Source organism: Mesorhizobium sp. L2C084A000, from assembly GCF_000502875.1.
Taxonomy (GTDB): Bacteria; Pseudomonadota; Alphaproteobacteria; order Rhizobiales; family Rhizobiaceae; genus Mesorhizobium.
In genome coordinates, this window is record NZ_AYWX01000002.1 from 491,815 (window position 1) to 517,723 (window position 25,909).

At 62.0% G+C, this 25,909-nt stretch carries 22 protein-coding genes and 2 pseudogenes; 13 read left to right on the forward strand and 11 right to left on the reverse strand.

Annotation, left to right across the window (positions count from 1 at the left end):
• Positions 1-115: 115 nt before the first annotated feature.
• From lgt to X735_RS158845, 7 genes are all read left to right on the forward strand, one after another.
• The gene (gene lgt, locus X735_RS158870; protein WP_023809811.1) at positions 116-970 is read left to right on the forward strand and encodes a prolipoprotein diacylglyceryl transferase; all 855 of its coding nucleotides are present in this window, start codon (positions 116-118) and stop codon (positions 968-970) included.
• A complete protein-coding gene (locus tag X735_RS158865; RefSeq protein WP_023809812.1) occupies positions 967-2,055 on the forward strand; it encodes a class I SAM-dependent methyltransferase in 1,089 nt (362 codons plus the stop codon). The genes lgt and X735_RS158865 overlap by 4 nt, the downstream gene beginning before the upstream one ends.
• A gap of 107 nt (positions 2,056-2,162) precedes the next feature.
• The gene (gene pgeF, locus X735_RS158860) at positions 2,163-2,957 is read left to right on the forward strand and encodes a peptidoglycan editing factor PgeF (RefSeq protein ID WP_023809813.1); all 795 of its coding nucleotides are present in this window, start codon (positions 2,163-2,165) and stop codon (positions 2,955-2,957) included.
• Positions 2,957-4,117: a Xaa-Pro peptidase family protein gene (locus X735_RS158855; RefSeq protein WP_023809814.1), complete on the forward strand. Its 1,161-nt coding sequence runs from the start codon at positions 2,957-2,959 to the stop codon at positions 4,115-4,117. Before pgeF ends, X735_RS158855 begins: the two co-directional genes overlap by 1 nt.
• Before the next feature lie 43 nt (positions 4,118-4,160).
• Positions 4,161-4,748 (forward strand): hypothetical protein, encoded by a 588-nt coding sequence (locus X735_RS158850; protein ID WP_023809815.1) that lies wholly within the window; start codon positions 4,161-4,163, stop codon positions 4,746-4,748.
• Positions 4,749-4,790: 42 nt separating this feature from the next.
• Complete coding sequence (locus tag X735_RS1000000170240) at positions 4,791-4,922, forward strand: hypothetical protein (RefSeq protein WP_280940280.1); 132 nt, start codon at positions 4,791-4,793, stop codon at positions 4,920-4,922.
• Positions 4,923-4,985: 63 nt separating this feature from the next.
• Positions 4,986-5,921, forward strand: a complete 936-nt coding sequence (locus tag X735_RS158845; protein ID WP_013530002.1) for a ribose-phosphate pyrophosphokinase — start codon at positions 4,986-4,988, stop codon at positions 5,919-5,921.
• 117 nt (positions 5,922-6,038) lie between these two features.
• Here X735_RS158845 and X735_RS158840 read toward each other — a convergent pair whose 3' ends face one another.
• Positions 6,039-6,923: a helix-turn-helix transcriptional regulator gene (locus tag X735_RS158840; RefSeq protein WP_023809816.1), complete on the reverse strand. Its 885-nt coding sequence runs from the start codon at positions 6,921-6,923 to the stop codon at positions 6,039-6,041.
• A 172-nt stretch (positions 6,924-7,095) separates the two neighbouring features.
• Between X735_RS158840 and X735_RS158835 the strand changes: the two genes are divergently transcribed.
• Entirely contained in the window at positions 7,096-8,337 is a 1,242-nt protein-coding gene (locus X735_RS158835) for an MFS transporter (RefSeq protein ID WP_023809817.1), read from the forward strand.
• Positions 8,338-8,413: 76 nt separating this feature from the next.
• Here X735_RS158835 and X735_RS158830 read toward each other — a convergent pair whose 3' ends face one another.
• Positions 8,414-9,271 (reverse strand): alpha/beta hydrolase, encoded by an 858-nt coding sequence (locus X735_RS158830; protein WP_023809818.1) that lies wholly within the window; start codon positions 9,269-9,271, stop codon positions 8,414-8,416.
• Between the two features lie 150 nt (positions 9,272-9,421).
• On the opposite strand from X735_RS158830, the gene X735_RS158825 reads away from it, so the two are divergent.
• Entirely contained in the window at positions 9,422-9,850 is a 429-nt protein-coding gene (locus X735_RS158825) for a MarR family transcriptional regulator (protein ID WP_023809819.1), read from the forward strand.
• Between the two features lie 96 nt (positions 9,851-9,946).
• Here the strand turns inward: X735_RS158825 and X735_RS158820 are convergent, their stop codons facing one another.
• The 8 genes and pseudogenes from X735_RS158820 to X735_RS158795 form a co-directional block, all read right to left on the reverse strand.
• Complete coding sequence (locus tag X735_RS158820) at positions 9,947-10,717, reverse strand: ABC transporter ATP-binding protein (RefSeq protein ID WP_023809820.1); 771 nt, start codon at positions 10,715-10,717, stop codon at positions 9,947-9,949.
• Positions 10,718-10,777: 60 nt separating this feature from the next.
• The gene (locus X735_RS158815) at positions 10,778-12,127 is read right to left on the reverse strand and encodes an ABC transporter substrate-binding protein (protein WP_023809821.1); all 1,350 of its coding nucleotides are present in this window, start codon (positions 12,125-12,127) and stop codon (positions 10,778-10,780) included.
• Positions 12,128-12,213: 86 nt separating this feature from the next.
• Positions 12,214-13,513, reverse strand: a pseudogene (locus X735_RS01000000165635) (ABC transporter substrate-binding protein).
• 23 nt (positions 13,514-13,536) lie between these two features.
• Entirely contained in the window at positions 13,537-14,607 is a 1,071-nt protein-coding gene (locus X735_RS158810; RefSeq protein WP_023809822.1) for a branched-chain amino acid ABC transporter permease, read from the reverse strand.
• 3 nt (positions 14,608-14,610) lie between these two features.
• Positions 14,611-15,492, reverse strand: a complete 882-nt coding sequence (locus X735_RS158805; RefSeq protein ID WP_023809823.1) for a branched-chain amino acid ABC transporter permease — start codon at positions 15,490-15,492, stop codon at positions 14,611-14,613.
• Positions 15,489-16,283 carry an ABC transporter ATP-binding protein gene (locus tag X735_RS158800; RefSeq protein WP_031212725.1) on the reverse strand — a complete coding sequence of 265 codons (795 nt, stop codon included), beginning with the start codon at positions 16,281-16,283 and terminating at the stop codon, positions 15,489-15,491. The genes X735_RS158805 and X735_RS158800 overlap by 4 nt, the downstream gene beginning before the upstream one ends.
• 91 nt (positions 16,284-16,374) lie before the next feature.
• Positions 16,375-17,808, reverse strand: a pseudogene (locus X735_RS01000000165640) (LLM class flavin-dependent oxidoreductase).
• A 478-nt stretch (positions 17,809-18,286) separates the two neighbouring features.
• Complete coding sequence (locus tag X735_RS158795) at positions 18,287-20,293, reverse strand: EAL domain-containing protein (RefSeq protein WP_023809825.1); 2,007 nt, start codon at positions 20,291-20,293, stop codon at positions 18,287-18,289.
• A 292-nt stretch (positions 20,294-20,585) separates the two neighbouring features.
• Between X735_RS158795 and X735_RS158790 the strand changes: the two genes are divergently transcribed.
• The 4 genes from X735_RS158790 to ychF all read left to right on the forward strand — a co-directional run bounded on the left by X735_RS158790 (position 20,586) and on the right by ychF (position 24,455).
• A complete protein-coding gene (locus X735_RS158790) occupies positions 20,586-21,620 on the forward strand; it encodes a class I SAM-dependent methyltransferase (protein ID WP_023809826.1) in 1,035 nt (344 codons plus the stop codon).
• A 249-nt stretch (positions 21,621-21,869) separates the two neighbouring features.
• A complete protein-coding gene (locus X735_RS158785; protein WP_023809827.1) occupies positions 21,870-22,511 on the forward strand; it encodes a 50S ribosomal protein L25/general stress protein Ctc in 642 nt (213 codons plus the stop codon).
• A gap of 23 nt (positions 22,512-22,534) precedes the next feature.
• Entirely contained in the window at positions 22,535-23,260 is a 726-nt protein-coding gene (gene pth, locus X735_RS158780) for an aminoacyl-tRNA hydrolase (protein ID WP_023809828.1), read from the forward strand.
• A 91-nt stretch (positions 23,261-23,351) separates the two neighbouring features.
• Positions 23,352-24,455, forward strand: coding sequence for a redox-regulated ATPase YchF (gene ychF, locus X735_RS158775; protein ID WP_023809829.1), 1,104 nt, complete (start codon positions 23,352-23,354; stop codon positions 24,453-24,455).
• A gap of 67 nt (positions 24,456-24,522) precedes the next feature.
• Here the strand turns inward: ychF and guaD are convergent, their stop codons facing one another.
• Positions 24,523-25,887, reverse strand: a complete 1,365-nt coding sequence (guaD, locus tag X735_RS158770) for a guanine deaminase (RefSeq protein ID WP_023809830.1) — start codon at positions 25,885-25,887, stop codon at positions 24,523-24,525.
• Between the last annotated feature and the right edge of the window lie 22 nt (positions 25,888-25,909).

The following is a 25,909-nucleotide window of genomic DNA, read 5'->3' on the forward strand; positions in this document are numbered from 1 at the left end:
AAGCATGTTGCGCCGCGCTGCGGCATCAAGTCGAGGGCGCCCACCTTGCCTTGACCCTGCCAAAACCCTGCCGCATGGTCCGCGCGCAAACACGTTCGCAACCGAGAGTTCCCCGTTGAACGAATATTTCCTGCTGCCTCTGGCCTCCCTACCCTTCCCCAACATCAACCCGATCCTCATCCAGATCGGGCCGCTGGCGGTGCATTGGTATGGCCTCGGCTATATCGTCGGCATCCTGTTCGCCTGGTGGTATGCCAAGCGGCTCGCCTCTAATGCCAAGCTATGGCCGAACGGCGTCCTGCCGATGAAGCCGGAGGATCTCGACGACTTCATCGTCTGGGCGGCCATCGGCGTCGTGCTGGGCGGCCGCACCGGCTATGTGCTGTTCTATGATCTGCCACGCTACATCGCCCACCCGCTCGACATCTTGGCGGTCTGGCAAGGCGGTATGTCGTTCCATGGCGGCCTGCTTGGCGTCATCCTCGCCATGACGCTGTTTTCCATCAAGCGCGGCATCCGCATCTGGTCGCTGTTTGACGTCGTGGCGGCCGGCGTGCCGGTCGGCCTTGGCCTGGTGCGCGTCGCCAACTTCATCAACTCCGAGCTATGGGGGCGCCCGACCGACGTGCCCTGGGCTTTCGAATTCCCCAATGGCGGGCCGTTTGCCCGTCACCCGAGCCAGCTCTACGAGGCGCTTCTCGAAGGCGTGGTGCTGTTCCTCGTGCTGCGCATCCTCACCCATTCGCGCCTCAAGCTGAAGACGCCGCGCTTCGTCGGCGGCGCCTTCATCTGCGGCTACGGCCTGTCGCGCATTTTCGTCGAGTTCTTCCGCGAGCCCGACCAGCAGCTCGGCTACCTCCTCGGCACCAACTGGCTGACCATGGGCATGATCCTGTCGACGCCGATGGTGCTGGCCGGTATCTGGGCGATGCTGACCGCCAGGCCGGTGGCGCAGCCGCAGCCGGCATGACACGGCTGAAAACCCGCATCGTCGACCTGATCGAGGCATTGGGGCCACTTCCGATCAACGAATACATGGCGCTGTGCCTGTTCGACCCGGCGGACGGCTACTACACGACGCGCGAGCCTTTTGGTGCGGGCGGCGACTTCATCACCGCGCCGGAAATCAGCCAGATGTTCGGCGAACTGGTCGCCGTGTGGATGTACCAGGCGTGGCAGGCGAGCGGCCGGCCGCTGCCGGCCACCATCGCCGAGATCGGCCCCGGCCGCGGCACGCTGATGAAGGACATGTTGCGTACGCTGTCGCGGCTCGATCCTGATCTGGCCAGCGGCGCCACCTTCGCCATGATCGAGACCAGCCCGCGCCTGACCGAGGTGCAGAAGCAGACGCTTGGCGCCACACCCTTCGCGGTTGGCTGGCATGAAACCATCGAGACCTTGCCGCAGCAACCGCTGTTCATCGTCGGCAACGAACTGTTCGACGCCGTGCCCATCCGCCAGTTCGTCCGAGCCGGCACCGGCTGGCGCGAGCGCATGGTCGGCCTCGACGAGACCAACGACCTTTGCTTCTTCGCCGGCGCCGGTTCGGTCGACCCGACGCTGCTGCCCGCCGATGCCACTCAAGCGCCGCAAGGCGCGATTGCCGAAGTGGCGCCTGCCCGCACCGCGCTCATGGCAACGATCGCCGAGCGCATATCCAGGCATGGCGGCGTTGGCCTGTTTCTCGACTACGGCCATTTCCAGCCGGGTGTCGGGGACACGCTTCAGGCCTTGCGCAGCCACGATCACGAAGATGTGCTGGCCAATCCCGGTGAGGCCGACCTCACCTCCCATGTCGATTTCGCCGCCCTTGCCATGATCGTGCGTGCACATGGCCTCGAAGCTCATCTGACGACACAGGGCGACTTCCTCCTCGGCATGGGTATCCTCGAGCGCGCCGGCCGGCTTGGCGCCGATGCCGGCCAGGCGGCGCGCGAAAGGATCGCCGGGGACGTCGAGCGCCTCGCAGGGCCGCAAGCCATGGGCGAGCTGTTCAAGGTGCTTGCGGTACTGCCCCGCGGCGTGGCGGTTCGGCCCTTCGCCGGGGCGGATTGACTTTTTACCGCCACCCCTCCCAATCTCCCGTCCGCGCTTTGCAGCGCCTGTTCTCGACCAAGCACCTTCTTCTTGACGAAACCGCCCACACGGACAACAACGCCCGCATGCTGAATCAGACCAAACCGGATCCCGTTCGGTCGCCGCTGCTGGACAAGGCGCGGGCACAAGGCATTCGCCACGGCTATTTCACCCGCGTCGGCGGTGTCTCCGGCGGCATCTACCAGGGCCTCAACATCGGCACCGGATCGAATGACGACCCGATGCTTGTGGCGCAGAACCGCGCCCGTGTCGCGGCATGGATGGGCGTGCCGGCGAGCCATCTGTTAACCGCCTGGCAAATCCATTCGCCCGACGTCATCATCGCCAGGGAGCCCTTTGCCGGCGAGCGGCCCAAGGCAGACGCCATCGTCACCGACCGACCGGGCATCGCCATCGGCGCTTCGACCGCCGATTGCGGTCCCGTGTTGTTCGCTGATGCCCAGGCGCGCATCATCGGCGCCGCGCATGCCGGCTGGAAAGGCGCGTTCACTGGCGTGCTCGAAAACACCATCCTGGCAATGGAAAGCCTCGGCGCCCGGCGTCAAAACATCGTCGCCGTGCTGGGCCCCTCCATCGGCCCGCAAAACTACGAGATCGGCCCGGAATTCGTCGCCCGCTTTGTCGAAGCCGACGCCGAAAACATCCTCTATTTCGCGCCGTCCGCCAATGCCGGCCATGCGATGTTCGACCTCAACCGCTACACGGTTGACCGGTTGGCCAAGGCCGGCGTGACGGCTGAGGGCCTCGACCGCTGCACTTACGCCGAGGAGGGCCTGTTCTACTCCTACCGGCGCACCACGCATCGCAAGGAGCCCGATTACGGCCGGCAGGTTTCGGCAATTGTCTTGGAGAGGGAATAATGGCGCTGCATTTTGAACGATCTGAATTTGACGCGCGGCGCGACCGGCTGATCATCGAGATGGCCGAAAAGAAGCTCGACGCCATCCTGCTGTTCGCGCAGGAAAGCATGNAAAGCATGTACTGGCTGACCGGCTACGACACGTTCGGCTTCTGCTTCTTCCAGTGCCTGGTGGTGAAGGCCGACGGTTCGATGGTGCTTCTGACCCGCTCGGCCGACCTGCGCCAGGCGCGTCAGACCTCGATTATCGACAACATCGTCTTGTGGACGGACCGCAACGGCGCCAATCCGGCGGTCGACCTGCGCAATCTGCTCAACGAACTCGACCTGCTCGGCGCCCGCATCGGCGTCGAATACGACACCCATGGCCTGACCGCGTTCAATGGCCGACGGCTCGACGAACAGTTGCAGACCTTCGGCCAGATCGCCGATGCGTCCGGCATTGTCGGCCGTCTGCGCCTGTTCAAGAGCCCGGCCGAGGTCGCCAAGGCCGAGAAGGCCGCCAATCTTTCCGATGATGCGCTCGACGCGGCGCTGCCGCTGATCAAGCAAGGCGGCGACGAAGCCCTGATCCTGGCCGCCATGCAGGGTGCGATCTTTGCCGGCGGCGGCGACTATCCGGCCAACGAATTCATCATCGGCTCCGGCGTCGATGCGCTGCTGTGCCGCTACAAGGCCGGCCGCCGCAAGCTCACCAAAAATGACCAGCTGACGCTCGAATGGGCCGGCGTCTTCAACCACTACCACGCACCGATGATGCGCACGGTGCTGACCGGCAAGGTGTCGAAGCGCCATCAGGAACTGTTCGACGCCGCCCGCGCGGCCCTTCTGGCTGTCGAAAAGGCGATGACGCCGGGCAACAGCTTCGGCGACGTCTTCGATGCGCATGCCCGCACCATGGAGGCGCACGGCCTGACCAAGCACCGGCTGAACGCCTGCGGCTATTCAGTCGGCGCCCGCTTCACCCCGTCCTGGATGGACATGCCGATGTTCTACCAGGGCAATCCCGAACCGATCGCGCCCAACATGACGCTGTTCGCCCATATGATCATCATGGACTCCGATACCGAGACGGCGATGACGCTTGGCCGCACCTACCTGACCACCGAATCCCAGCCCAAGCCGCTGTCCCGCCATGATCTCGACTTGATCGTACAGTGAATCCACAGTGGGAGGCGTTCTTCGCCAAGGAGTTAGAAGGCAAATGAGACGATCGCATGTGACGACCGTGTCATTGCTTGTGGCATTGGCTCTTGCCGCCTGCACCAACGCAAAGGACGTGCTCGAACCGTCGGCGATCACGCCGCCGGCGACGTCGACCCAGACGCTGCCCGCCACCAGCACGGCGGGCGCTCCCGCAACCACCGCCGCACCGGTCACATCAGCCCAAAGCGCTGCCATCCTGTCGAAGACCCGCCTGCAGATCGCGCCGATCGTCGGCGCTTCGGTGGAAGCCGCGACACCTCTGACGGCGGAGTTGCAGACCCGCGCCAGGCAGCGCGGTATCACGCTCGCCGGCAGCGCCGACCAGACCGTGACACATGTGCTGAAGGGCTATTTCTCGACGATGTCGGAAGGCGCCGACATCACCGTCATCTACGTCTGGGATATCTATGACCCCGCCGGCAACCGGCTGCACCGCATCAATGGTCAGCAGAAGGCTCCGTCGGTCAATTCCGGCGCCAGCGCGGGCGGCGACAGCTGGAAGGGGGTCTCGCCGGCCACCATGCAGACGATCGCCGATCAGACCATCGACCAATTCGCGGCCTGGCTCGGCGGCAAGGCGGGCTAGAGGCATCGGACCCAAAAGTGGAGACGGTTTTGGGAAAATCCGATGCCCGACGAGAAGAAGGGGCAGCGCAAGTCCGCTGCTCCCTGTTGCAGCCCGGCGATGGCGCGGAGCTTTCTTGAGTTTAGCCGGCGGATTCCCGATCTCGGCGCTTGCAATACCGGCGCGGGCCGCTAAAAGCCCGGTTAAAGGGCGCAAGCGAGTCCGTCAGGTCTCATCATCCTCCACCAGGAACCGTGCATGAAACTCTTCGCGGGCAATTCCAACAGGGTGCTGGCCGAAGCGGTCGCCCGGTACCTCAACGTCCCGCTGGGCAAAGCCACGGTCAGGCGCTTCGCCGACCAGGAAATCTTCGTCGAAATCCAGGAAAACGTGCGCGGCGAGGATGTCTTCATCCTGCAATCGACCTCGTTCCCAACCAACGATCATTTGATGGAATTGCTCATCATGATCGATGCCTTCATGCGTTCCTCGGCCAAGCGCATCACGGCGGTCATCCCCTATTTCGGCTACGCCAGGCAGGACCGCCGCGCCTCCGGCCGCACGCCGATCTCGGCCAAGCTGGTCGCCAACATGATCACCCGCGCCGGTGTCGACCGCGTTCTGACGCTTGACCTGCATGCCGGCCAGATCCAGGGCTTCTTCGACATTCCGACCGACAATCTGTTTTCCGTGCCGGTGATGGCCCGCGACGTGAAGGCCAAATACAAGCAGCTCGGCAACGTCGTGGTGGTCTCGCCCGACATTGGCGGCGTGGTCCGCGCCCGTGCGCTGGCCAAGCGCTTCGATGCGCAACTGGCCATCGTCGACAAGCGCCGCGAGCGTCCCGGCGAATCGGAAGTCATGAACATCATCGGCGCGGTCGCCGGCAAGGATTGCCTGCTTATCGACGACATCGTCGATTCCGGCGGCACGCTGTGCAACGCCGCCGATGCGCTGCTGGCCAACGGCGCCACCAGCGTCACCGCCTATATCACGCACGGCGTGCTGTCGGGCGGCGCGGTTGCCCGCATCAGCGGTTCGAAGCTCCAGGAACTGGTGATCACCGATTCCATCCAGCCGACGCAGGGCGTGCTCGATGCTCCCAACATCCGCGTCATCTCGATCGCCGACCTGATGGGCGAAGCCATTTCGCGCACCGCGACCGAAGAATCGGTGTCGAGCCTGTTCGACTAGAGCAATTCCAGGAAAAGTGTGAAGCGGTTTTCCGTCTAGAACCGCGTCAAAACAAAGAGTTAGAGCAGATCGCCGTTTCCGTGAAACGGTGAGATGCTTCTAGAACAGCACCTGCCGTTACGGCGCAGAGCTTTCCAACCGAACCGGCCCGATCAGGCGACGAGCGACCTCGACGCTCTCTCGTGCGCCGCGCATATAGCCGCGCGGCGAGGTCCCCAGCATGCGCTTGAACATGGTGATGAAGGCCGGCACGCTGTCATAACCGAGATCGAGCGCCACCCTGGTGATCGGCTCGCCGTCCGCCAGCCTGGGCAGCGCCGCGAACAGGCAGGCCTGCTGGCGCCATGTCGACAGCGACAGGCCGGTCTGGCGCTGGAAGGCGCGCGTGAACGAACGCCGGCTCATGCCGGCGGCATCCGCCCATTCATCGATCGTCGCGTGCGGCGACGGTGCGGCGACGAAGCGCCGGCACAGCGCCGACAGCCTCGGATCGGACGGGAATGGCAGCCCGAGAGGCCGTTCCGGCAAGGTCGGGATTTCGTGCAGCAAAAGGTTCATGATCAGCCCACCGCGTCCTTCCAGAACGCCGCCTTGCGGCAGCTTTTCCGATTCCACGATCAGGCTGTGCATCAGGTCGGTGACGCCGACGACGCGCAAGCCTTCGGGCAGCCCGGGGATCGCCTGTGGCATGACATAGACCGAACGCATCGAGACATCGCCCAGCATCTCGACGGAATGCTCAGTGCCGGCTGGAATCCACATCGCGTGGTCCGGCGGCACCATCCAGCGCCCGTAGCGCGTCGTCACCAACACCACGCCGACAAGCGCATGCAAGAGCTGGCTGCGGCTGTGGCGGTGCTGCGGCACACGGTAGCCATCGGGATATTCGGTCGGCAATGCCACCGCCGGCCCGGCCACTTGCTCAAGCCACTGCCAGCGGCTCTCGTGCAACTGGCCGAGATTGGCGTTGCCAGCGTGAAAGACTTCTTTGCCGTGCGGCATCCGATATGGCCCACTTGCGAAACTATTGGACCAAACCACGAAAGAAGTCATCCCGCAAGCAGCTTATAAGGCACCGTCCCAAGCGCTCCACAGGAGCGTCCGACAAGGCGGCCGCAGGTGCGTCCGTCAACTGCCTGCGGGCCTGCCCGCCAAAAAGACCACGGAGCCTACCTTGACCGATACGATAGCCGCCAGCGTCGCCCCACCGGCGACCACCAGTCACGCTTCAGCCCAGGCGACGGCCTTCACCGTCATCCTGGCGGTGAGCTTCTGCCATTGCATCAACGATATCATGCAGTCGCTGCTGTCGGCCATTTACCCGCTCCTGAAAGAGAATTATGGCCTCGATTTCTGGCAGATCGGCTTGTTGACCTTCACCTTCCAGGTGACCGCGTCGCTGCTGCAGCCTGTGATCGGCATGATCACCGACAAGCGGCCGATGCCCTACTCGCTGCCCTACGGCATGGCGTCATCGCTGATCGGCCTGATTGTGCTCGCCTATGCCGGGCATTATTCGCTGCTGCTGATCGGCGCCTCGCTGATCGGCATCGGCTCGGCGATCTTCCATCCGGAATCCTCGCGCATCGCCCGCTTCGCCTCCGGCGGCCGCTTCGGCCTGGCGCAGTCACTGTTCCAGGTTGGCGGCAATTTCGGCCAGTCCATGGGGCCGCTGCTGGCGGCCTTCATCGTCGTGCCGTTCGGCCAGACCAGCATTTCCTGGTTCGCCGTCGGCTCGCTGATCGGCATCATCGTTTTGTGGCAGGTCGGCGGCTGGTACAGCCGGCTGCGTGCCGCGCAGGGCACCCGCAAGGCGGCGAGCTTCGTTTCGCCTTTCCCGCGCCGCAAGGTGACGAATGCATTGATCGTGCTGACATTGCTGGTGCTGAGCAAGAATGCCTACATCGCCAGCCTCGCCAGCTACTACACCTTCTATTCCATGCATAAGTTCGGCGTTTCGGTGCAGATGTCGCAGGTCATGCTGTTCCTGTTCCTCGGTGCCTCGGCGCTGGGCATCCTGCTCGGCGGCCCGTTCGGCGACCGCTACGGACAGAAGGCGATGATCTGGTTCTCCATCGTCGGCGTGCTGCCTTTCACGCTCGCCCTGCCCTACGCCAATCTGGAATGGACGATGGTGCTGACGGTGCTGATCGGCCTGATCCTGTCCTCGGCCTTCTCGAACATCGTCGTCTTTGCGCAGGAGCTCGTGCCGGGCCGCGTCGGCATGATCGCCGGCATCTTCTTCGGCTTCGCCTTCGGCATGGGCGGCATCGCGGCGGCCGTGCTCGGCATCGTCGCCGACATGAAGGGCATCGATTTCGTCTTCCAGATCTGCTCGTATTTGCCGTTTCTTGGATTGCTCACCGTGTTCCTGCCGAACATGAAGGAAGCACGCAAAGCGCAGTTAGTTGCCTAGATCACGCTAATCTGAACCTCACAAAAAATGCACCCGCCTGATGGCGGGTGCATTTTTGTAGGCTATTCGGAAAGCCCTATGCCTTGAAGAAGGCCAGCAGGTCGGCGTTGATGACATCGGCATGGGTTGTGGCCATGCCGTGCGGAAAACCCTCGTAGACCTTAAGCTCGCCCTTCTTGAGCAGCTTGATCGTCAGCAGCGCCGAGTCGGCGATCGGAACGATCTGGTCGTCGTCTCCGTGCATGACCAGGACCGGCACGTCGATTGCCTTCAGATCCTCCGTGAAGTCGGTTTCCGAGAAAGCCTTGATACAATCATAATGCGCCTTGGTGCCGCCCATCATGCCCTGGCGCCACCAATTGTCGATGACGCCCTGCGAGATGTCCGCGCCCGGGCGGTTGAACCCATAGAATGGACCGGCGGGAACATCGCGGAAGAACTGGGCGCGATTGGCTGCCTGGGCGGAGCGGAAGCCGTCGAAGACCTCGATCGGCAGGCCGCCGGGATTGGCAGCGGTCTTGAGCATGATCGGCGGCACCGCGCCGATCAGCACCGCCTTGGCGACACGGCCTTCGGCGCCGTATTTGGCGACATAGCGCGCCACTTCGCCGCCGCCGGTCGAATGGCCGACATGGATGGCGTTCTTGAGGTCCAGATGAGCGGTGAGTTCCGCGACGTCGGCGGCATAGGTATCCATCTCGTTGCCGATATCGGTCTGGGTCGAGCGGCCGTGGCCACGACGATCATGTGCAATGACACGGTAGCCCTGTGACAGGAAGAACAGCATCTGAGCGTCCCAATCGTCGCTGCTCAACGGCCAGCCGTGATGAAAGACGACAGGCTGCCCGGTCCCCCAGTCCTTGTAGTAAATCTGCGTTCCGTCCTTGGTGGTGATCGTACCGCTGCCGGAACTGGGCTTGGTTTGCGAGGTCATCTCAATCTCCTTCTGTTATTTTCGCGATAAACGATATCGCGATAACGATTTAGCTAGCGCGACTCAAAACCCTTGTCCACAAAAATATATATCGCGATATTATTTTTCGTGGTATCGAATTGACGCCCATATTGGCAAAAGGAATGCGCCGTGCCTCTCCCGTTGGACAATCAGCTCTGTTTCACGCTCTATGCCACCAGCATGGCCATCAACCGCAGCTACAAGCCTATGCTGGACGAGATGGGCATCACCTATCCGCAGTACCTGGTACTGAACGCGCTTGGAGAGGCTGACGGCATGTCGGTCGGCACGATCGCCCACAGGCTCGCTCTGGAATCGAGCACCGTCACGCCGCTGGTAAAGCGAATGGAGCAGGCCGGGCTGGTGACCCGCCAGCGCAGCCAGACCGACGAACGCCAGGTGCAGGTCGACCTGACATCAGCCGGGCGCGGGCTGCTGGTGCAATGCAACTGCCTGAATGAAGCCTTGATCGAGCGCTCGGGCATGACGCTGGCGCAGCTCGATGCCTTGAACCGGCAGATCCAGGCGCTACGCGCCGCGTTGATCGGCGACCGGTAGCCGGCCCGGCCTTCTCGACGGTCGGACCTCACCCGCCGGCCTCTGCCCGCGAGATGCATCCTCGAAGACATTCGCGGATCGAACGCGACGACTGCGTCAGGGCGCGTCGCCCAGATAGATGCGGTGGAGATCGTCACGCGCTGCAAGGTCGGCCGCCGGCCCTTCGAGCGCCACGCGGCCGGTGTCAAGAACATAGCCGCGCTGTGCGTAGGCAAGCGAGAGAGCCGCATTCTGCTCCGCCAGCAGAAAGGCCGTCCCTTTCTCCCGGTTAAGGCGCGCGATGATCGCGAAGATTTCCTGAACGATGCGCGGTGCGAGCCCCATGGAGGGCTCGTCGAGCAGGACGAGCCTTGGTTGCGTCAACAACGCCCGGCCGATGGCCAGCATCTGCTGTTCGCCGCCGGACGCAAGCCCGGCATGCGTGCGCCGCTTGTCGCGCAGGCGTGGAAACCAGCCGTAGACGTCATCGAGCTGACGCTGCAGCTCCTTGCGGCTTGGCCGGTGCAGAAATGCGCCGGTCAAGAGGTTCTCCTCGACCGTCAGATGCGAGAAGACATGGCGCCCTTCCATGACGTGGACGATGCCCCGCGTTGCCAGTCTGTTGGCCGCAAGCCCGAGAATATCCTCACCGTCGAGGCGAATATGCCCCCGGCGCACCTTGGCCCGATCGGCGCTGGCCAGGCCCGAAATCGCCTTGAGCACAGTACTCTTGCCGGCACCGTTGGCTCCAAGCAAAGCAACGATTTCGCCGTTGCCGATCGTCAGCGACACATCGGCGACGGCCAGAATGGCGCCCCCATAGACGACTTCGATGCCCGACACTTCGAGAAGGGTGTCCTGATCAGCCGCCGGGGCGACGGCTTCGATGTCGTGGTCATGGCGTTTCTCCTTATCGTGGGAAACCGTCAAAGCGGCCGCCGCGTCCTGTCAGTTGCTGCCGATATCGCGGGGCGTAATTCCATGCTCCTTGGCATAGGCCTCGGATTTCGCGTCGATCAACGGACGCAGCGTTGTGCGATCGGCCTGCACCCAGTCGCTGACGAGAGACCATTTGGACCCGTTCCATTGCTGCACTCGCACCGCGCCGCCGCCCTCATGGTCCGCGGGCGTCAGTTGGAGGTTCTGCACCAGGCCTCGGAAACCTGCCCTTTCAAGGGCTGCGTCATCAAGCTTCAGGTGCTCCAGCGCCCACTGGCCTTCTTCTCCGGTGATCGGGCGGTTGCCGAACTTGGCCTGGGCCTGCCGAACGATCTCCGCAGAGAGCAGGGCGCCGACGAGACCTGAATTGTAATAGACGCTGCCGAAAGCCTTGGTATCGCGCAGGTCGGACTTGCCGGCGTCGATGATGTCCTTCTTCAAACGCTCGTGGATCTTGAAGTCGGCGCCGGCCGGATAAGGCGTCAGCGCCAGATATCCCTTCGCCGCTTCGCCGGCCGGGATCACGTCTTCCTCGGACGAAGCCCAGACATCGCCGATGATGTGGTCGGCGGGAAAGCCGAAACGCACCGCGGTCTTGATGGCTACCGGCGTCGAAACACCCCAGGTTCTCAGGAACACCCAGTCCGGCTTTGCTTCGCGGACCTGCCGCCACTGCGAGGATTGTTCGCTGCCCGGATCGGCAACGGGAATCTGGATATTCTCGAAACCGTATTTCTTTGCCAGAAGGGCGAGCGGATCAAGCGTCTCGCGGCCATAGGCGCTGTCATGGTAGACGGTGGCGATCTTCTTTCCCTTGAGCTTGTCGAAGCCGCCTTCGCGCTCGGCAACATAGTTCACGACCGCCGACGCCTCGCTGTAGAAGGTCACCATGACCGGAAAGATATAGGGGAACACACGCCCGTCGGTGGCCTCGGTGCGACCGTAGGCAAGTGTTACCAGCGGTATCTTGTCCGCGGCCGCGCGGTCGGAAAGTGCATAGGCGGCAGGCGCGCCGTTCGGGAAATAGGCGGCGACCGGAGCGCCGTTCAGCCCGTGCTTGAAGCGCTCATAGCATTCGATGCCCTTTTCGGCCGTCCATTCCGTCTCGCATTCCTGCCAGGCAATCTTGACGCCGTTTATGCCGCCTTCGACTTCGTTGATATAGCGGTAATAATCGATCTGCCCGGCCCAGATGGAAGCGCCCGACGCCGCATAGGGGCCGACGCGATAGCTGGCGATCGGGAAAAACTGTTTGTCGCTGTCGGGACCCGGCTGGGTTTCAACGGCCTTGGCTGCACTGGCAAGCAGCAGCAACGAAGTGGCAGCCGCCAGGGCAGCGCGCAAGAGCTTTTGGTGCATGGCGAGCTTTTGGTGCATGGTGAACTCCTGTTTCAGGCAAGGAGGGGCACGACGCCCCTCCCCCGGTGGGACTATCAAGTGGAATATCAATTGGTTTCGGTATCTGGCGTACGCGGTGCGATGCCGTGTTCCTTGGGCGGCGGCTTGCTGCTCGATCAGCGGCCGTAGCGCTCCGTGGTCGGCCTTGATCCAGTCGGTCTGGAGAACCCACTTCTTGCCATCCCAGCTCTGGATGCGGGCAGCGCCGCCGCCTTCATGGTCAAGCGGCGTGATCTGGATCGGCTGCAGCAGGCCGACAAAGCCGATCTCCTTGAGACGGTTTTCGTCGATGGTCAGATGCTCGAAGGCCCACCGGCCTTCCTCGCCATTCAGGGGACGAGCGCCAAACTTCTTGTAGCCGGTGCGGAGCGCCTCCACGGCGAGCGCGGCATTGACCAGACCGACATTGTAATTGACGGCGCCGAAATACTTCTGATCGCGCAGGTCGGACTTGCCGGCGTCGAGAATGAATTTCTTGAGCCGCTGATGGATCTCGAAATCGGCCCCCGCCGGATAAGGCGCAAGGGCGGAATAGCCGATCGCCGCCTTCCCGGCCGGGATGACGTCGGATTCGGAGCCGGCCCAGACGTCGCCGATGATATGATCGGCCGGAAAGCCGAAGCGGGCTGCCGTCTTGATGCCCACCACGGTGGAGACACCCCAGGTGCGCAAGAACACCCAGTCCGGCTTCAGCTCATGGACCTGGCGCCATTGCGGCGACTGTTCATTGCCTGGATCGGCGACGGGGATCTGGATGTTCTCGAAGCCGTATTTCTTGGCGAGCAGGTCGACAGCGGGCTGGGTGGCACGCCCATAGGCGCTGTCGTGATAGACGGTTGCTATCTTCAAGCCCTTGAGCTTATCGAACCCACCGACCTTGGACGCGATATAGTTGATGCCGGTCGAGGCCTGGCTGTAATAGCTGAACAGCAGCGGGAAGGCATACGGGAACACCCTGCCGTCGATGGATTCGGTGCGCCCACCGGCCGGATCGATCAGCGGGATCTTGTCGGCGGCAGCCTTCTCGAGCAGCGCATAGGTCGCGGGCGTACCGTGCGTGAAGAAGAAAGCGATCGGCGAACCATCCTTGCCGCCCTTGACCCGCTCGTAGACCTCGACAGTCCGGTCCGGGCTCCACTCGGTCTCGAACTCTTCGTAGTTGAGTTTTATCCCGTCGATGCCGCCCTCGACCTCATTGATATAGCGGAAATAGTCCCTTTCGCCTGCCCACCAGAGTTCGCCCGAAGAGGCGTAGGCACCGACACGATAGGTCGGCAGCGGGATATATTGCGACACATCCGCGGCGTTGAGCGTGGCGGGGCTCGCCACGAAGGCGCCACCCGCCAAAAGCGCGGCAATGATCAGTTTCTTCACGTCTGTCTCCTGATTTTGAGCCGCGCAAGGCGGCGATTGCCTAAATCTCCACGCTGTCTTTGCAGCAAGCGGGCTAGTCCCTCCGGTTCCTTGATGAGAAACCAGAGGATGAGGACCCCGAAGATCACCTTCTGGATGTTTTGAAGCAGTCCGGCGTCGACATGGCCGCCGAGCAGCCGCTGGAACAGCCAGTCGAGCGCCAGCGGCAACAGGCTGACGAAGGCGGCTCCGAAATAAGCGCCGCGAATGGTGCCCATGCCGCCAATGATGATGATGAAGAGTATCTGGTAGGATCGCGTCAGGCCGAAGCTCTGCACGCTGGCCGATCCGAGATACGCAAATGCCCAGAGTGCGCCCGCAATGCCCAAGATGAAGCTCGATACGGCGAAGGCCTGGAGTTTCGCGCGCAGGATCGGCACGCCGATCACGGCCGCTGCCGTATCCATGTCGCGGAGGGCCATCCAGTTGCGACCGGGCTGGCTGCGCACGAGATTGTAGGAAAGCCAGGTCAGCACGGCGACGCTGGCGAGCGTCAGGTAATAGCGTCCGTGCGGGCTGTTGAGATCGATGCCGAAGACGGACAGACCCGCTGGAAGCGAGATCGTGGCAGACGGATCACCGTTGTAGAACCACGGAAATTTGAGAAACAGCCATTCGAAGAAGAACTGCGCGGCAAGCGTGCTGACGATCAGATAGAAACCCTTGATGCGGGTCGAGGGAAAGCCGAAGGCGAACCCGACCGCGCCGGCGACGATGCCGGCTGCTATCAGTGCCAATGGCAGCGGCAGTTCGGGCAGCCGCAGCTGGAAGGCAAATGCCGCATAGGCGCCCACCATCATGAACGCACCGGCGCCGAGCGATATCTGGCCGGCATAACCCGTCAAAAGGTTGAGGCCGAGACCTGCCAGCGACAGAATAAGGAACGGCACGGCGATAGCATTGATCCAGTATTCCGTGGCGAGGAAAGGTAGGGCAACAATCAGGGCAGCCGCGGCTATGCCGACCAGTGTCCGGGTGCTTGCGCCCTCGCCTATGCCGCCGGTAAGCCGGAGTTCAATATCGGACATGATTCAGACTCTTTCGATTTTCTGTTCGCCAAACAGACCGGCGGGGCGGATGAAGAGGAAGGCGAGCGCCAGCGCATAGGCAAACCAGGGCGTGATGCCGCCGCCGAGGAAGGGGCCGATATAGGTTTCGGCTAGGCTTTCCGTTGCACCGACAACGAGCCCGCCGACGATGGCGCCGGCAATAGAGGTGAAGCCGCCGATGATGAGCACCGGCAGGGCCTTCAGCACCACCAGCGACAATGAGAACTGCACGCCCTGGCGGGCGCCCCAGAGCAGACCGGCCACAAGCCCGACGAGCCCCGCAATGGTCCAGACGATCTGCCAGATGCGGTTGACATCGATGCCGATGGAGAGAGCGGCGCGAGTATCGTCGGCCACGCCCCTGAGCTCAACTCCGAGGCGGGTCTTGTTGAACAGCAGCGACAGGGCCACCACCAGGACGAGCGCGACTGCGGCGGCGGTGAGATCAAACTGGCTGATCATGATGTCGCCGAGGAAGATCGGCAGATCCTCGATGCCGAGATCGAGCGCCCTGACCTGCGACCCCATGAGCCCTTGGGCTGTCCCTTCGACGATGTAGGCCAGCCCGAGCGTCGCCATGAACAGCGTCATCGGGCTGCGGTTGACGAGCGGGCGCAGGATCAGCCTCTCGATCCCGACTGCCATCAGCGCAAGCACGACCACCGTGATCGCCAGCGCCACCAGCACCGGCACACCCTGATCGGTCAGCGACACGAAGGTCAGGGCTGCAAACAGCAGGATGGACCCCTGCGCGTAGTTGAAGACGCCGGAGGCCTTGTAGATAAGCACGAAGCCGATGGCGACGAGCGAGTACATCGTGCCCGCCAGCAGGCCGCCGATGAGGGTTTCGAGAAACATGTTCATGCGGCGATCTCAACCTTGTCGTGGCCCAGATACGCGGCGATGACCTCGGGATTGTCGCGAATGGTATCCGGCGCGCCATCGGCCAGCTTGCGCCCGTAATCGAGCACGACGACATGGTGAGCGAGCTTCAGCACGATGCCGATATCGTGCTCGATCAGCACGATCGTCAGCTTCAGGTCGCGGTTCAGCCTGGCAATGATCTGCGCGATTTCCTGTTTCTCGGCGCTGTTCATGCCTGCCAGCGGTTCATCGAGAAGCAGCAGGCGGGGAGCCGCGACAATGGCGCGCGCTAGTTCGACCTTCTTCTGCACGCCGTAGGGCAGCAAGGCCACGGTGGTCTCGGCATGCCGCTCCAGATCGAAGAGGCGCAGGACTTCATGGGCGCGCTCGCGGAAACGGCGCGCCTCGGCGCGTGCGCGCGGCAAAAGCAGTGCTTCTTCCAGGAGCGTTGCGCGAGCATGCCTGGACAGGCCGGCAATGACATTGTCGGCGACACTCATTCCCGAAAACAGCGCGTTGTTCTGGAACCCGCGGCCGATGCCGCGGCGCGCGGCCTCCAGCGGCTGCATCCGATGGAAATGTTCGCCCTCGAAGATGATCTCGCCTGAATCGGGAACATAGACGCCGTTCAGGATGTTCAGCAGCGAGCTTTTTCCCGCCCCATTCGGGCCGATCAGGGCGCAGATTTCCTGAGGCGCCACCTCGAAACTTAGATCGGAGATCGCCTTCACGCCTTTGAATGCGAGGGAGATGTTCTTGACTTCCAATGCGGGTGCGGATGGCGTTGTCATGAATTCAGCGCTCCATGGTGGCTGACAGAGGCAAAGTCCGACGGTCCGGCGGCGCGGGCCGCTTTCCCTCCGGCGCCGTGCAGGGATGATGTCAGGCCGGTTCGGATTGGCGGGCATGCCCTTCGGTCAAGGTTGATTGCGCCGCGGCCTCGTCGCGCTTGACGCGTTCGATGTCGCGGAAGCGATGGGCCGGATGGTTTGCCGGCAGATAGGGGCCTTCGCCGAACAGCTTTTCGCGCAGTGTGCCCTCGCGATACTGCGTCGCGTAGACCCCGCGCTTCTGCAGTTCCGGCACGACGTATCCGATGACGTCGGCAAAGCTGTCATGCGCCAGCGCATAAGCCAGGTTGAAGCCGTCGATGTCGGTTTCCTCGACCCACTCCTGCAGAAGATCGGCGATCGTCGATGGCGATCCCACGAAAAGCGGCCCGAGACCGCCAATGCCGCCCCATTTTGCAAGCTCTTCGATGGACCAGACCTTGTCGCCTCCGGCCAGATGCTCGACGGCGGAGATGATCGCGTTTGTCTTGACCTTCTTGACCGTATCCGTCGGTTTGTAGTGTCCGAAATCGATGCCGGTCCAGCCAGACATCAGGACCAGGGCGCCGTCATAGGAGGCGTGGTTCGCGTAATCCTGATATTTAGCCCGTGCCTTTTCGTCGGTTTCATCGACGATGATGGTTGCCATCGCGTAGATCAGCACCTTTTTCGGATCGCGACCCTGCTCGGCGGCGCGCTTGCGGATTTCCGCGACATAGGCGCGGGTGGCATCCTTCAGAGGCGTCGAGATGAACACGCATTCGGCGTGGCCGGCGGCGAACTGCTTGCCGGCACCCGAGGCGCCGGCCTGGAAGAGAACGGGCGTGCGCTGTGGCGAAGGTTCGCATAGGTGAAAGCCCGGCACATCGAAATATTTTCCCTTGTGGCCGATCTCGTGGATTTTTGTCGGATCGGCAAATATCCCGCGCTCCTAGTCGCGCAGCACGGCTCCCTCTTCCCAACTGCCCTCGAACAGCTTGTAGAGGACTTCGACATATTCGGTTGCAACGTCATAACGATTGTCGTGGCTGCGCAGCCCGCCCTGGCCGATGTTCTTGGCCCCGCTCTCCAGATAGGACGTGACGATGTTCCAGCCGATACGGCCCTTGGTATGGTGGTCCGCCGTCGAGAGGCGGCGTGCGAAGGTGTAGGGATGCTCAAAGCTCGTCGAAGCCGTGATGCCGATGCCGAGATGTTTGGTGGCCAAGGCGATCGGGTTGGCGAGCTGCAACGGATCGTTCACCGGGATTTGCACGCCTTGCAGCAACGCATTGTCGAGGTTGCCCTTGTAGACATCATAATAGCCGATCACATCGGCGATGAAGACGGAGTCGAAGAACCCGGCCTCCAAAAGCCTGGCGAGATCTGTCCAATACTCCAGATCCTTGTAGTCCCAGGACCGGTCACGCGGGTGGCGCCAGAGGCCGGGCGACTGGTGACCGACGCAGTTCATTTCGAAGGCATTGAAGCGGATGGTCTTGCTCATTGTCGGTTCCGGAATCCTGCAAGCAATCGTGGTTGAGCTGGCAGGGTAGGGCCGGGAGCCAAATATCAAAGTAAATGGTTTTAATAGACTAATCTAGGGAATAGCATTCCTCGATCGAGCCGTTTCGCGGAAGCAAGGTGTTTTGCGCGAGATCCCCATCAGGAAAAAGTAGACGCAATCACCTTGCCGCCGGTGGCGATCTTGACCCGGTCCGCCAAGCGGATGGTGCGATGATCCTGACGGCGATGGTCGGGCTGATCTGGCGCCGGCCTTCTCCACGTGGTCGTCTTTGGTGCCGGGCCGCGTCTCGACATCCGCCGCGGCTCAGCCCGCTGACGGTGTTCCTGCCGATATGAAGCAGGCCAGAAACTGGAAGCCGGCGCGGCGCTCAGGTGAAGTCAGCTAGACTTCGGCTTTTGGCCCGTCGCGGCCAAATAGCGGCCTAAGCTCTAAGCCAAATGCCACCGCCCACACGTCATCATGCGGACTTAAGCACGGCAAATGACCGTTTGCGCATGGCCCGCTTTGCCTGGAAACTGACGGCGGGAGCGGGGCGGCCGACATGGAAGCCCTGGATCTTGTCTATGCCGAATTCGCGCATCAAGACCATCTGCTCGTCGGTTTCCACCCCTTCGACCAGGATCTTGTGGCCGCGATTTCGGACCAGGGTGATAATGTCCTGTAGCATTGCCTTGCCGCTCGGGGAGCTGCAGTCGTGAAGAAACGAGCGGTCGATCTTCACCGTATCGAAATCGATCAGGCGAAGCCACGAAAGGCCCGCGAAGCCCGTCCCGAAATCATCGAGCCATATCTTGATCCCGAGCAGCTTCAGGTCGCTGATGCAGCGCAGGATGTCCGAATGCATCTCCATCTCCAGCCCTTCGGTGATCTCGAAGGCCAGCCTGCTGCCGGCGACGCGGGTCTCGCCCAGAATAGTCGCAACAGACGTTGCGAAGCCCGGTGTCTTGAGCTGGATCGGGGAGACGTTGACACTGACGACACGGACGTGGTCGTCCGCCAGGAGCTCGGCGCACACTGTCCTTATCGCCCAGCGCCCGAGTTCCAGGATCGCACCGGTTCGTTCCGCAACGGGAATGAACAGGCTGGGCGGAACCGATGTGCCGTCCAGCATCTTGAGGCGCATCAGAGCCTCCACCGCTTCGACCCGGTCCGATTTGACATCCTGGATGGGCTGATAAACGAGTGAAACGAGATTCTGGCCGATCGCGATCTTCAGCAAGGCCGCAATGTTCTCACTCTCGTCGCTGCTTTGCGGATCGGTTGGATCGAACAGCCGGGCACAATTTCGGCCGCCGGCTTTTGCCAGATAGAGAGCGCGATCGGCCTCGTGGATGATCTTCTCCAGCTTGGCCCCGGTCTGCGTCCTGGTGAATGCGGCGCCAACGCTCACCGTTACGATCGAGACGCCGTCGCGCCGGAGCTCGTGGGTAAGCGCCAGGTTCTCCACCGTGCTGCAAATGGCTTCCGCGATGTTCAGGATCTGCTCTTTTGTCTCCATGCGCGCCAGGACGATGAACTCTTCGCCGCCGTAGCGGCCTATGGAACCATTATACTGTTTGATCATCTCGCTCAGGGCATTGGCGACATGGATCAGGCAGCGGTCGCCTTCCTGATGGCCGTAGCAGTCGTTGAATTTCTTGAAGAAGTCCACGTCGATGAGGATCGCCCCGAAGCTGGTGCCGACCTTTTGCCAATCGCTCCAGTAGTCCCGCAGCTTCTCGTCGATCGCGCGCCGGTTCTCCAGACCTGTAAGCGGATCGGTCCGCGACAATCTCAGCAGGGCCTTGCCGCGTTCGGTCGCCTCATTGTGCTGGATCTTGGCTTCCAGGGCATTCAGAAAGACGTTGTAGCGTTCCTCATTTAGTTTCCAGTTCACATACGAGGTGAACGTGAAACACGAAACATAGAAGGCCCCAAATACCATTTTGTATGTGAGGGTTGAAGGAACAAAGTAGTTTACAATATAAAGTATACATAAAATTACTGCGGAAGTTACGATAGAAAGCTTGAAATTGAACGTAAAGAAAAGATTGGCGCTCATCATGAATATGGTCCCAAAGACCATATAGTAAGAGACACTTTCCTTGTCCGCGCCCATAATCGCCGGACACAGCCAACCAACATAGCCAAAGATAATGGCCCCGGCGCAGGTCACGTCGAGCCATTCCGTCCCGACGCCATGGCGAAGCTGCGCTTCCAGGATCAAAAGCGCGCTCAATCCGACCGTGAAGCGCGCCGTGATCGTATAGGCGGCCACATCCGGGATCAGCAGCAGATCGGTTGCCGAAAACAAGAGATAGATCGCAACCGCGATCCAAAGCCCTGGCCTGGCTTCCCCTCTTCGCGTCGCCTGCGCTTCCGTGCGGTAAAGGGTGCGAAGCTCGTCGGCCCCCAGTTCGTAGCGCGGCTCGTACGGCTCCGCATCAACCGCATCGACCAATACGGATGACAGGTGTTCGTTCATCACAATAGACCCCGTTTGAAAGGGATTTTGTTTCCCGAACTCATTTCCAGCTTCTGCCCCCACGCGGGCCGGCTCCTTGGACGCGACGGCGATTGCGACGCCGGGCAAACAAATGCAATCGCGCAAGACAAGTTTCCGTTAACTCGAACCCGGAATTCGGGCCGAAAGCCGTCTAAAGAGGAACATGGTTGGCGGGAAATTAATCATAACGATAAAATGCCGTCGGCCCGACATTGGCAAAGGGAGCATTCTACGCAATAAGTTAACCGACTGTTAACTATGGAGTGATGGCGTGCAGACCGTTCTTGATGGCAAAAGCTTGATTACTGCCGAGATGCTCGCCGGCACGCTGCCTCGGGGAAAGCTCGAGCATCATGGCGAAGCGTTCGAAACCGCGCGTGCTGAGCTGGCCCTCATTCTCCACGCGACACAGCAGCAGGTCGAACAGGACAAGAACCCGGCCGAGATCGTCGGTCGCTTGCTGTCCTTTCTGAATGGCCTGCATTCCAAGGTTCATCCCGACGTCTGGCATGCGTTGATACCGGTCGCGCAGAACCATCCGATCCTGAAGTATTTTCTCGAGGATCCGCTGACGCACTGGTCCTTCACCAAGCCCAGGGGCTATTCCGGCGACGCGCAGTTGCTTGATTACATCTATTGCGATCCGCATGTGGCAGAGAGCGTGGCCAACGCCTCGGAGATCGGCAAGGCCCTGTACAGCCATACCCAGAACGTACCGTCATGCGTCGCCGCACGGGAGCGGCGCGATCTCTTGACCCGATATGTCGATCAGATCGCGGCCAAGAATGGACCGGAAACCGAGGTCCTGGCGATCGCGGCCGGCCATTTGCGGGAAGCCAATCGTTCGGTCGCCCTGACGGAGGGCCGGCTCAAGCGCTGGGTTGCGCTCGACCAGGACCCCCAGAGCGTTGGGCTTATCGCGCGCGACTTCCAGGGCACCGCGGTCGAAGCCATCGACGGCTCGGTGCGAACCGTGCTCACGCGAGGCCACAAGCTCGGCAAATTCGACTTCATCTATGCCTCCGGCCTTTACGACTACCTCGCCCACAACGTCGCCGTGAAACTCACGAAGACCTGCCTGCAGATGTTGAAGCCGAACGGCACCTTCCTGTTTGCGAACTACGCCGAGGGCACGCCTGACGCCGGCTACCGGGAGACATTCATGGACTGGGTGTTGCTGCTGAGATCGGAGATCGATATGTGGAACATCGTCAATGCCAGCGTCGACCGCAACACCGTCGAGGCGCAGGTGTTCTTCGGCGAGAACCGCAACGTGCTTTATGCCGTCATCGAAAAGCGCGGATAGCGACCGCCTGGACTGCACCAGGCCGGGCGTGCCTTTGGCTTGCACCTCCGGCCGCCTTCCGCTATAGAGCCGCCACCCGCGTAGACACCCTTGGAGGCAACGCGGCGGAAGGCCGCCTTCCCGCATGATCCCGAAAAGTGGATTCCGGTTTTCGGACCAGATCATGCATGGGTATGTCGGCTTTCGACGTTTACGGTCCAGGCACTCTGCCCACCGTGAGCGCTCCAGAACAAACCGAAAGGAAATGCCATGAGCCACGACACTTACGAGCTCAAGGCCGAAGCACGCGAACAGGTCGGTAAGGGGTCCGCCCGTGCAGTTCGCCGCAACGGTAAAGTGCCTGCAGTAATCTATGGTGACAAGCAGCCTCCCCTGGCTATCGCGCTCACCTACAAGGACATCTACTACAAGATCCATGGCGGCGGGTTTCTGACCACGATCGCCACGATCGATGTCGACGGCAAGAAGATCCAGGTCCTGCCGAAGGACTTCCAGCTCGACCCGGTCAAGGATTTCCCTGTCCATGTGGACTTCCTGCGCATCGGCAAGGACACCCAGGTCAATGTCGACGTGCCTGTCCACTTCATCAATGAAGACAAGTCGCCCGGCATCAAGCGCGGCGGCGTGCTCAACATCGTGCGTCACGAAGTCGAGTTCCACTGCCCGGCCAATGCGATCCCGGAATTCATCACCGTCGATCTCACCGGCGCCAACATCGGCGACTCGATCCACATCTCGGCGGTCAAGCTGCCGGCTGGCGTCAAGCCTGTGATCTCCGACCGCGACTTCACCATCGCGACCATTGCCGGTTCGTCGGCGATGAAGCCGGAGACGGAAGAGACGGCTGAAGCGGCTGCACCTGAAGCGGCTCCTGCCGCCGAAGAGAAGTAACTCTTTCACGCCCGGAGCAGGCGATGCTGCTGTTTGCAGGTCTCGGCAATCCGGGCGCGAAATACGCTGACAACCGCCACAATGTCGGTTTCATGGCGGCGGACGCAATCGCCCGCCGCCATTCCTTTTCGCCTTGGTCGAAGAAATTCCAGGGCCTGATTTCCGAGGGCACGCTCGGCGGCGAAAAAATCGTCCTGATCAAGCCGCAGACCTTCATGAACCTGTCCGGCCAGTCGGTCGGCGAAGCACTGCGCTTCTACAAGCTCGAGCTTTCCGCGCTCACCGTCTTCTATGACGAGATCGACCTTGCCGAAGGCAAGCTGCGCATAAAGACTGGCGGCGGTGCCGGCGGCCATAACGGCATTCGCTCGATCGACGGCCATGTCGGCAACGCCTATCGCCGCGTACGCATCGGCGTCGGCCATCCCGGCGTCAAGGAAATGGTCCAGCACCATGTGCTCGGCGATTTCGACAAGGCCGACCGCGAATGGCTCGACCCGCTGCTCGACGCGATCGCCGACAACGCCGCCATGATCGCCAAGGGCGACGAGTCCGGCTTCATGAACAAGACCAGCCTCGCCGTCCAGGGCAAGGCCGGCTCGCAACCGGAAAAGCCGGCACCGAAGCAGCCGGCGCAGAAGCAGCAAAGTCACGTCCGCCAAGCACGGCCTCAACAGCCGGTGGTCAAGCTGCCGGAAAGCGGTCCAATGGCCGCCATGCTGAAGAAGCTGTTCGGCGGCAAGGACTGAGCATCAAGGGGACCGAAGGGCTTGACGTTGATCACCCCTATCGCCCATAGCCCTGATCAAATTTCTATTTTCCCGATAGGACCGAACAAAAATGGGTTTCAAATGCGGCATCGTTGGCTTGCCCAACGTCGGCAAGTCGACGCTTTTCAACGCGTTGACCAGAACGGCTGCGGCGCAAGCCGCCAACTATCCATTCTGCACCATCGAACCGAACACCGGCGAGGTGGCGGTGCCAGATCCGCGCCTGCAGAAGATCGCCGCGATCGCCAAGTCGAAGGAGATCATCCCGACCCGCATATCCTTCGTCGACATTGCCGGTCTGGTGCGCGGTGCCTCGAAGGGCGAAGGGCTGGGCAACCAGTTTCTCGCCAACATCCGTGAGGTCGACGCCATCGTGCATGTGCTGCGCTGCTTCGAGGATGACGACATCACCCATGTCGAGGGCCGCATCGACCCCGTCGCCGATGCCGAGACGGTCGAGACCGAGCTGATGCTCGCCGACCTCGACAGCCTCGAACGCCGCATCGTGCAATTCCGCAAGCGCGCCGGCAGCAAGGACAAGGAAGCGACGACCGTGCTGCCGCTGATGGAGGCAGCGCTCGAACTGCTGCAGGCCGGCAAGCCGACCCGCATTCTGCTCAAGGGTATTTCGCCCGAAGATTTGCGCATCCTGCAGGGCTTGAACCTTCTGACCTCGCATCCCGTGCTCTATGTCTGCAATGTCGCCGAGGCCGACGCCGCCACCGGCAACGAGCACACCAGTGCCGTGGAAAACATGGCCACCGCCCAAGGCGCCGGCACCGTGGTGATCTCGGCGGCGATCGAGGCGGAAGTCGCCCAGCTCTCCGACGAGGAAGAAATGGAATTCCTGTCGTCGCTGGGCCTCGACGAACCCGGCCTGAACAAGGTCATCCGCGCCGGCTACGACCTGTTGCATCTCATCACCTATTTCACCGCCGGGCCGAAGGAGACGCGCGCCTGGACCATCCATAAGGGCGACAAGGCGCCACAGGCCGCCGGTGTCATCCACACCGATTTCGAGCGCGGCTTCATCCGCGCCCAGACCATCTCCTACAACGACTTCGTCACACTGGGCGGCGAAGTGGCGGCCAAGGAAGCCGGCAAGGCGCGTGACGAAGGCAAGGAATATGTCGTCCAGGACGGCGACGTGCTGTTGTTCAAGTTCAACACCTGATGTGACGGATGTCACGCCGCCGTGGCGGCGTGATCAGCGCCCTCTCCGGCTAGCCCGGGAAAACCAGCTATTGCCCAACTACCCTCCGGCCACTCACCCAGACCGTGGCGATGTTGGCCCGCGCTGCGTTGAGCACGATCTTCTGGAATATCTCCTCAAGCGTATCGTCGGCCATGCCGATGTGGATGTTCGATGCCCTGGCGCTGGTGTCGATCAGCAGCGCGTCAAACTCATAGCCGACGCGAAAATTGCCCGTCGGCAGATCAAGTGCTTCCGCACCGCCGGCGGTCGCCAGCCAGAACGCCTCCTGGTGCGTGATGGGTTCGCCGGGCGCACCGCGTTGCTCCGGCGGCAGGCCGGCATGCACACCGCTTTGCAGCGTCCTCGACGCTGACAATGCATGTCGGCAGCCATCGAACAGTGACGGGCTGTAGCCTCCGGAAATGTCGGTTCCGAGCCCGACGTGCATGTGCCGGTCAAGTGCTGCGCGCAGCGGAAATGCGGCATTGGCGAAATAGAAATTGGACAGCGGGCAATGGGCAACAGCCGCGCCCCTCTCCTCTATGAGGTCCATATCCTGCTCATCGATGAAATTCGAATGCGCCAGGATCGTATGCCGGGTGAGCAGGCCGAAACCATCAAGGCTTGCCGCATCGGTGCGGCCGAAGCGCGTCTCGACGAACTGCTTTGCCCAGTCGCTCTCCGAGCAATGCGTCTGCACGTGGCAGCCGAATTCGGTTGCCAGCTCGCCGAGTCCTTGCAGCGCCGCATCCGTGCAGCTTGGGATGAAGCGCGGTGTGATCGCCGGCTGGACGAGCGGCCTGTCGCGCGGATCCAGCGACTTGACCGCCTCGATGAACCGTCTGGTGTCCGATACCGCGCTTGCCGCATCGGCATCGCGGTAGAAAGGTGGACACTGCTCTGGATCGTCCATCACCACCTTGCCGACGAGCGCGCGTTGACCCTTCTCAAGACAGGTCTCGGCAAGCGCCAGGCTCGCGTCAACATGGACCGTGGCGAAATAGAGCGCCGTGGTGGTTCCGTTGGCCAGCAGGTTATCGACCAGATCGGCATAGACCTCGCGGGCATAATCGACATCCGCATAGCGGGCTTCGAGCGGAAAGGTGTATTTCTGCAGCCAGACTTCGAGCGGCACATCCAGCGCCTTGCCCATCTGCGGCCATTGCGGCGCATGGATATGCAGGTCGATGAGACCGGGCAGCAGGAATTGGCCATTGGCAAGCTCAACAAGCGTGCCCGCCAGGCGGGCAGCGTTCTGCCTGACCTCGTACTCGCGATGATCCGGCGCCAGCATTTCCGCGATGCGCCCCTGTGCATCGACGCTGAACAGATGGTCCTTCAGCACCTCCAGCCTGCCGCGTTGGGGCGTGTGGAAGGCGGTGCCGAGCAGCGTGAAGGGTTCTCTCGTCATTGCGGCTCCGGTTTGGCTAACG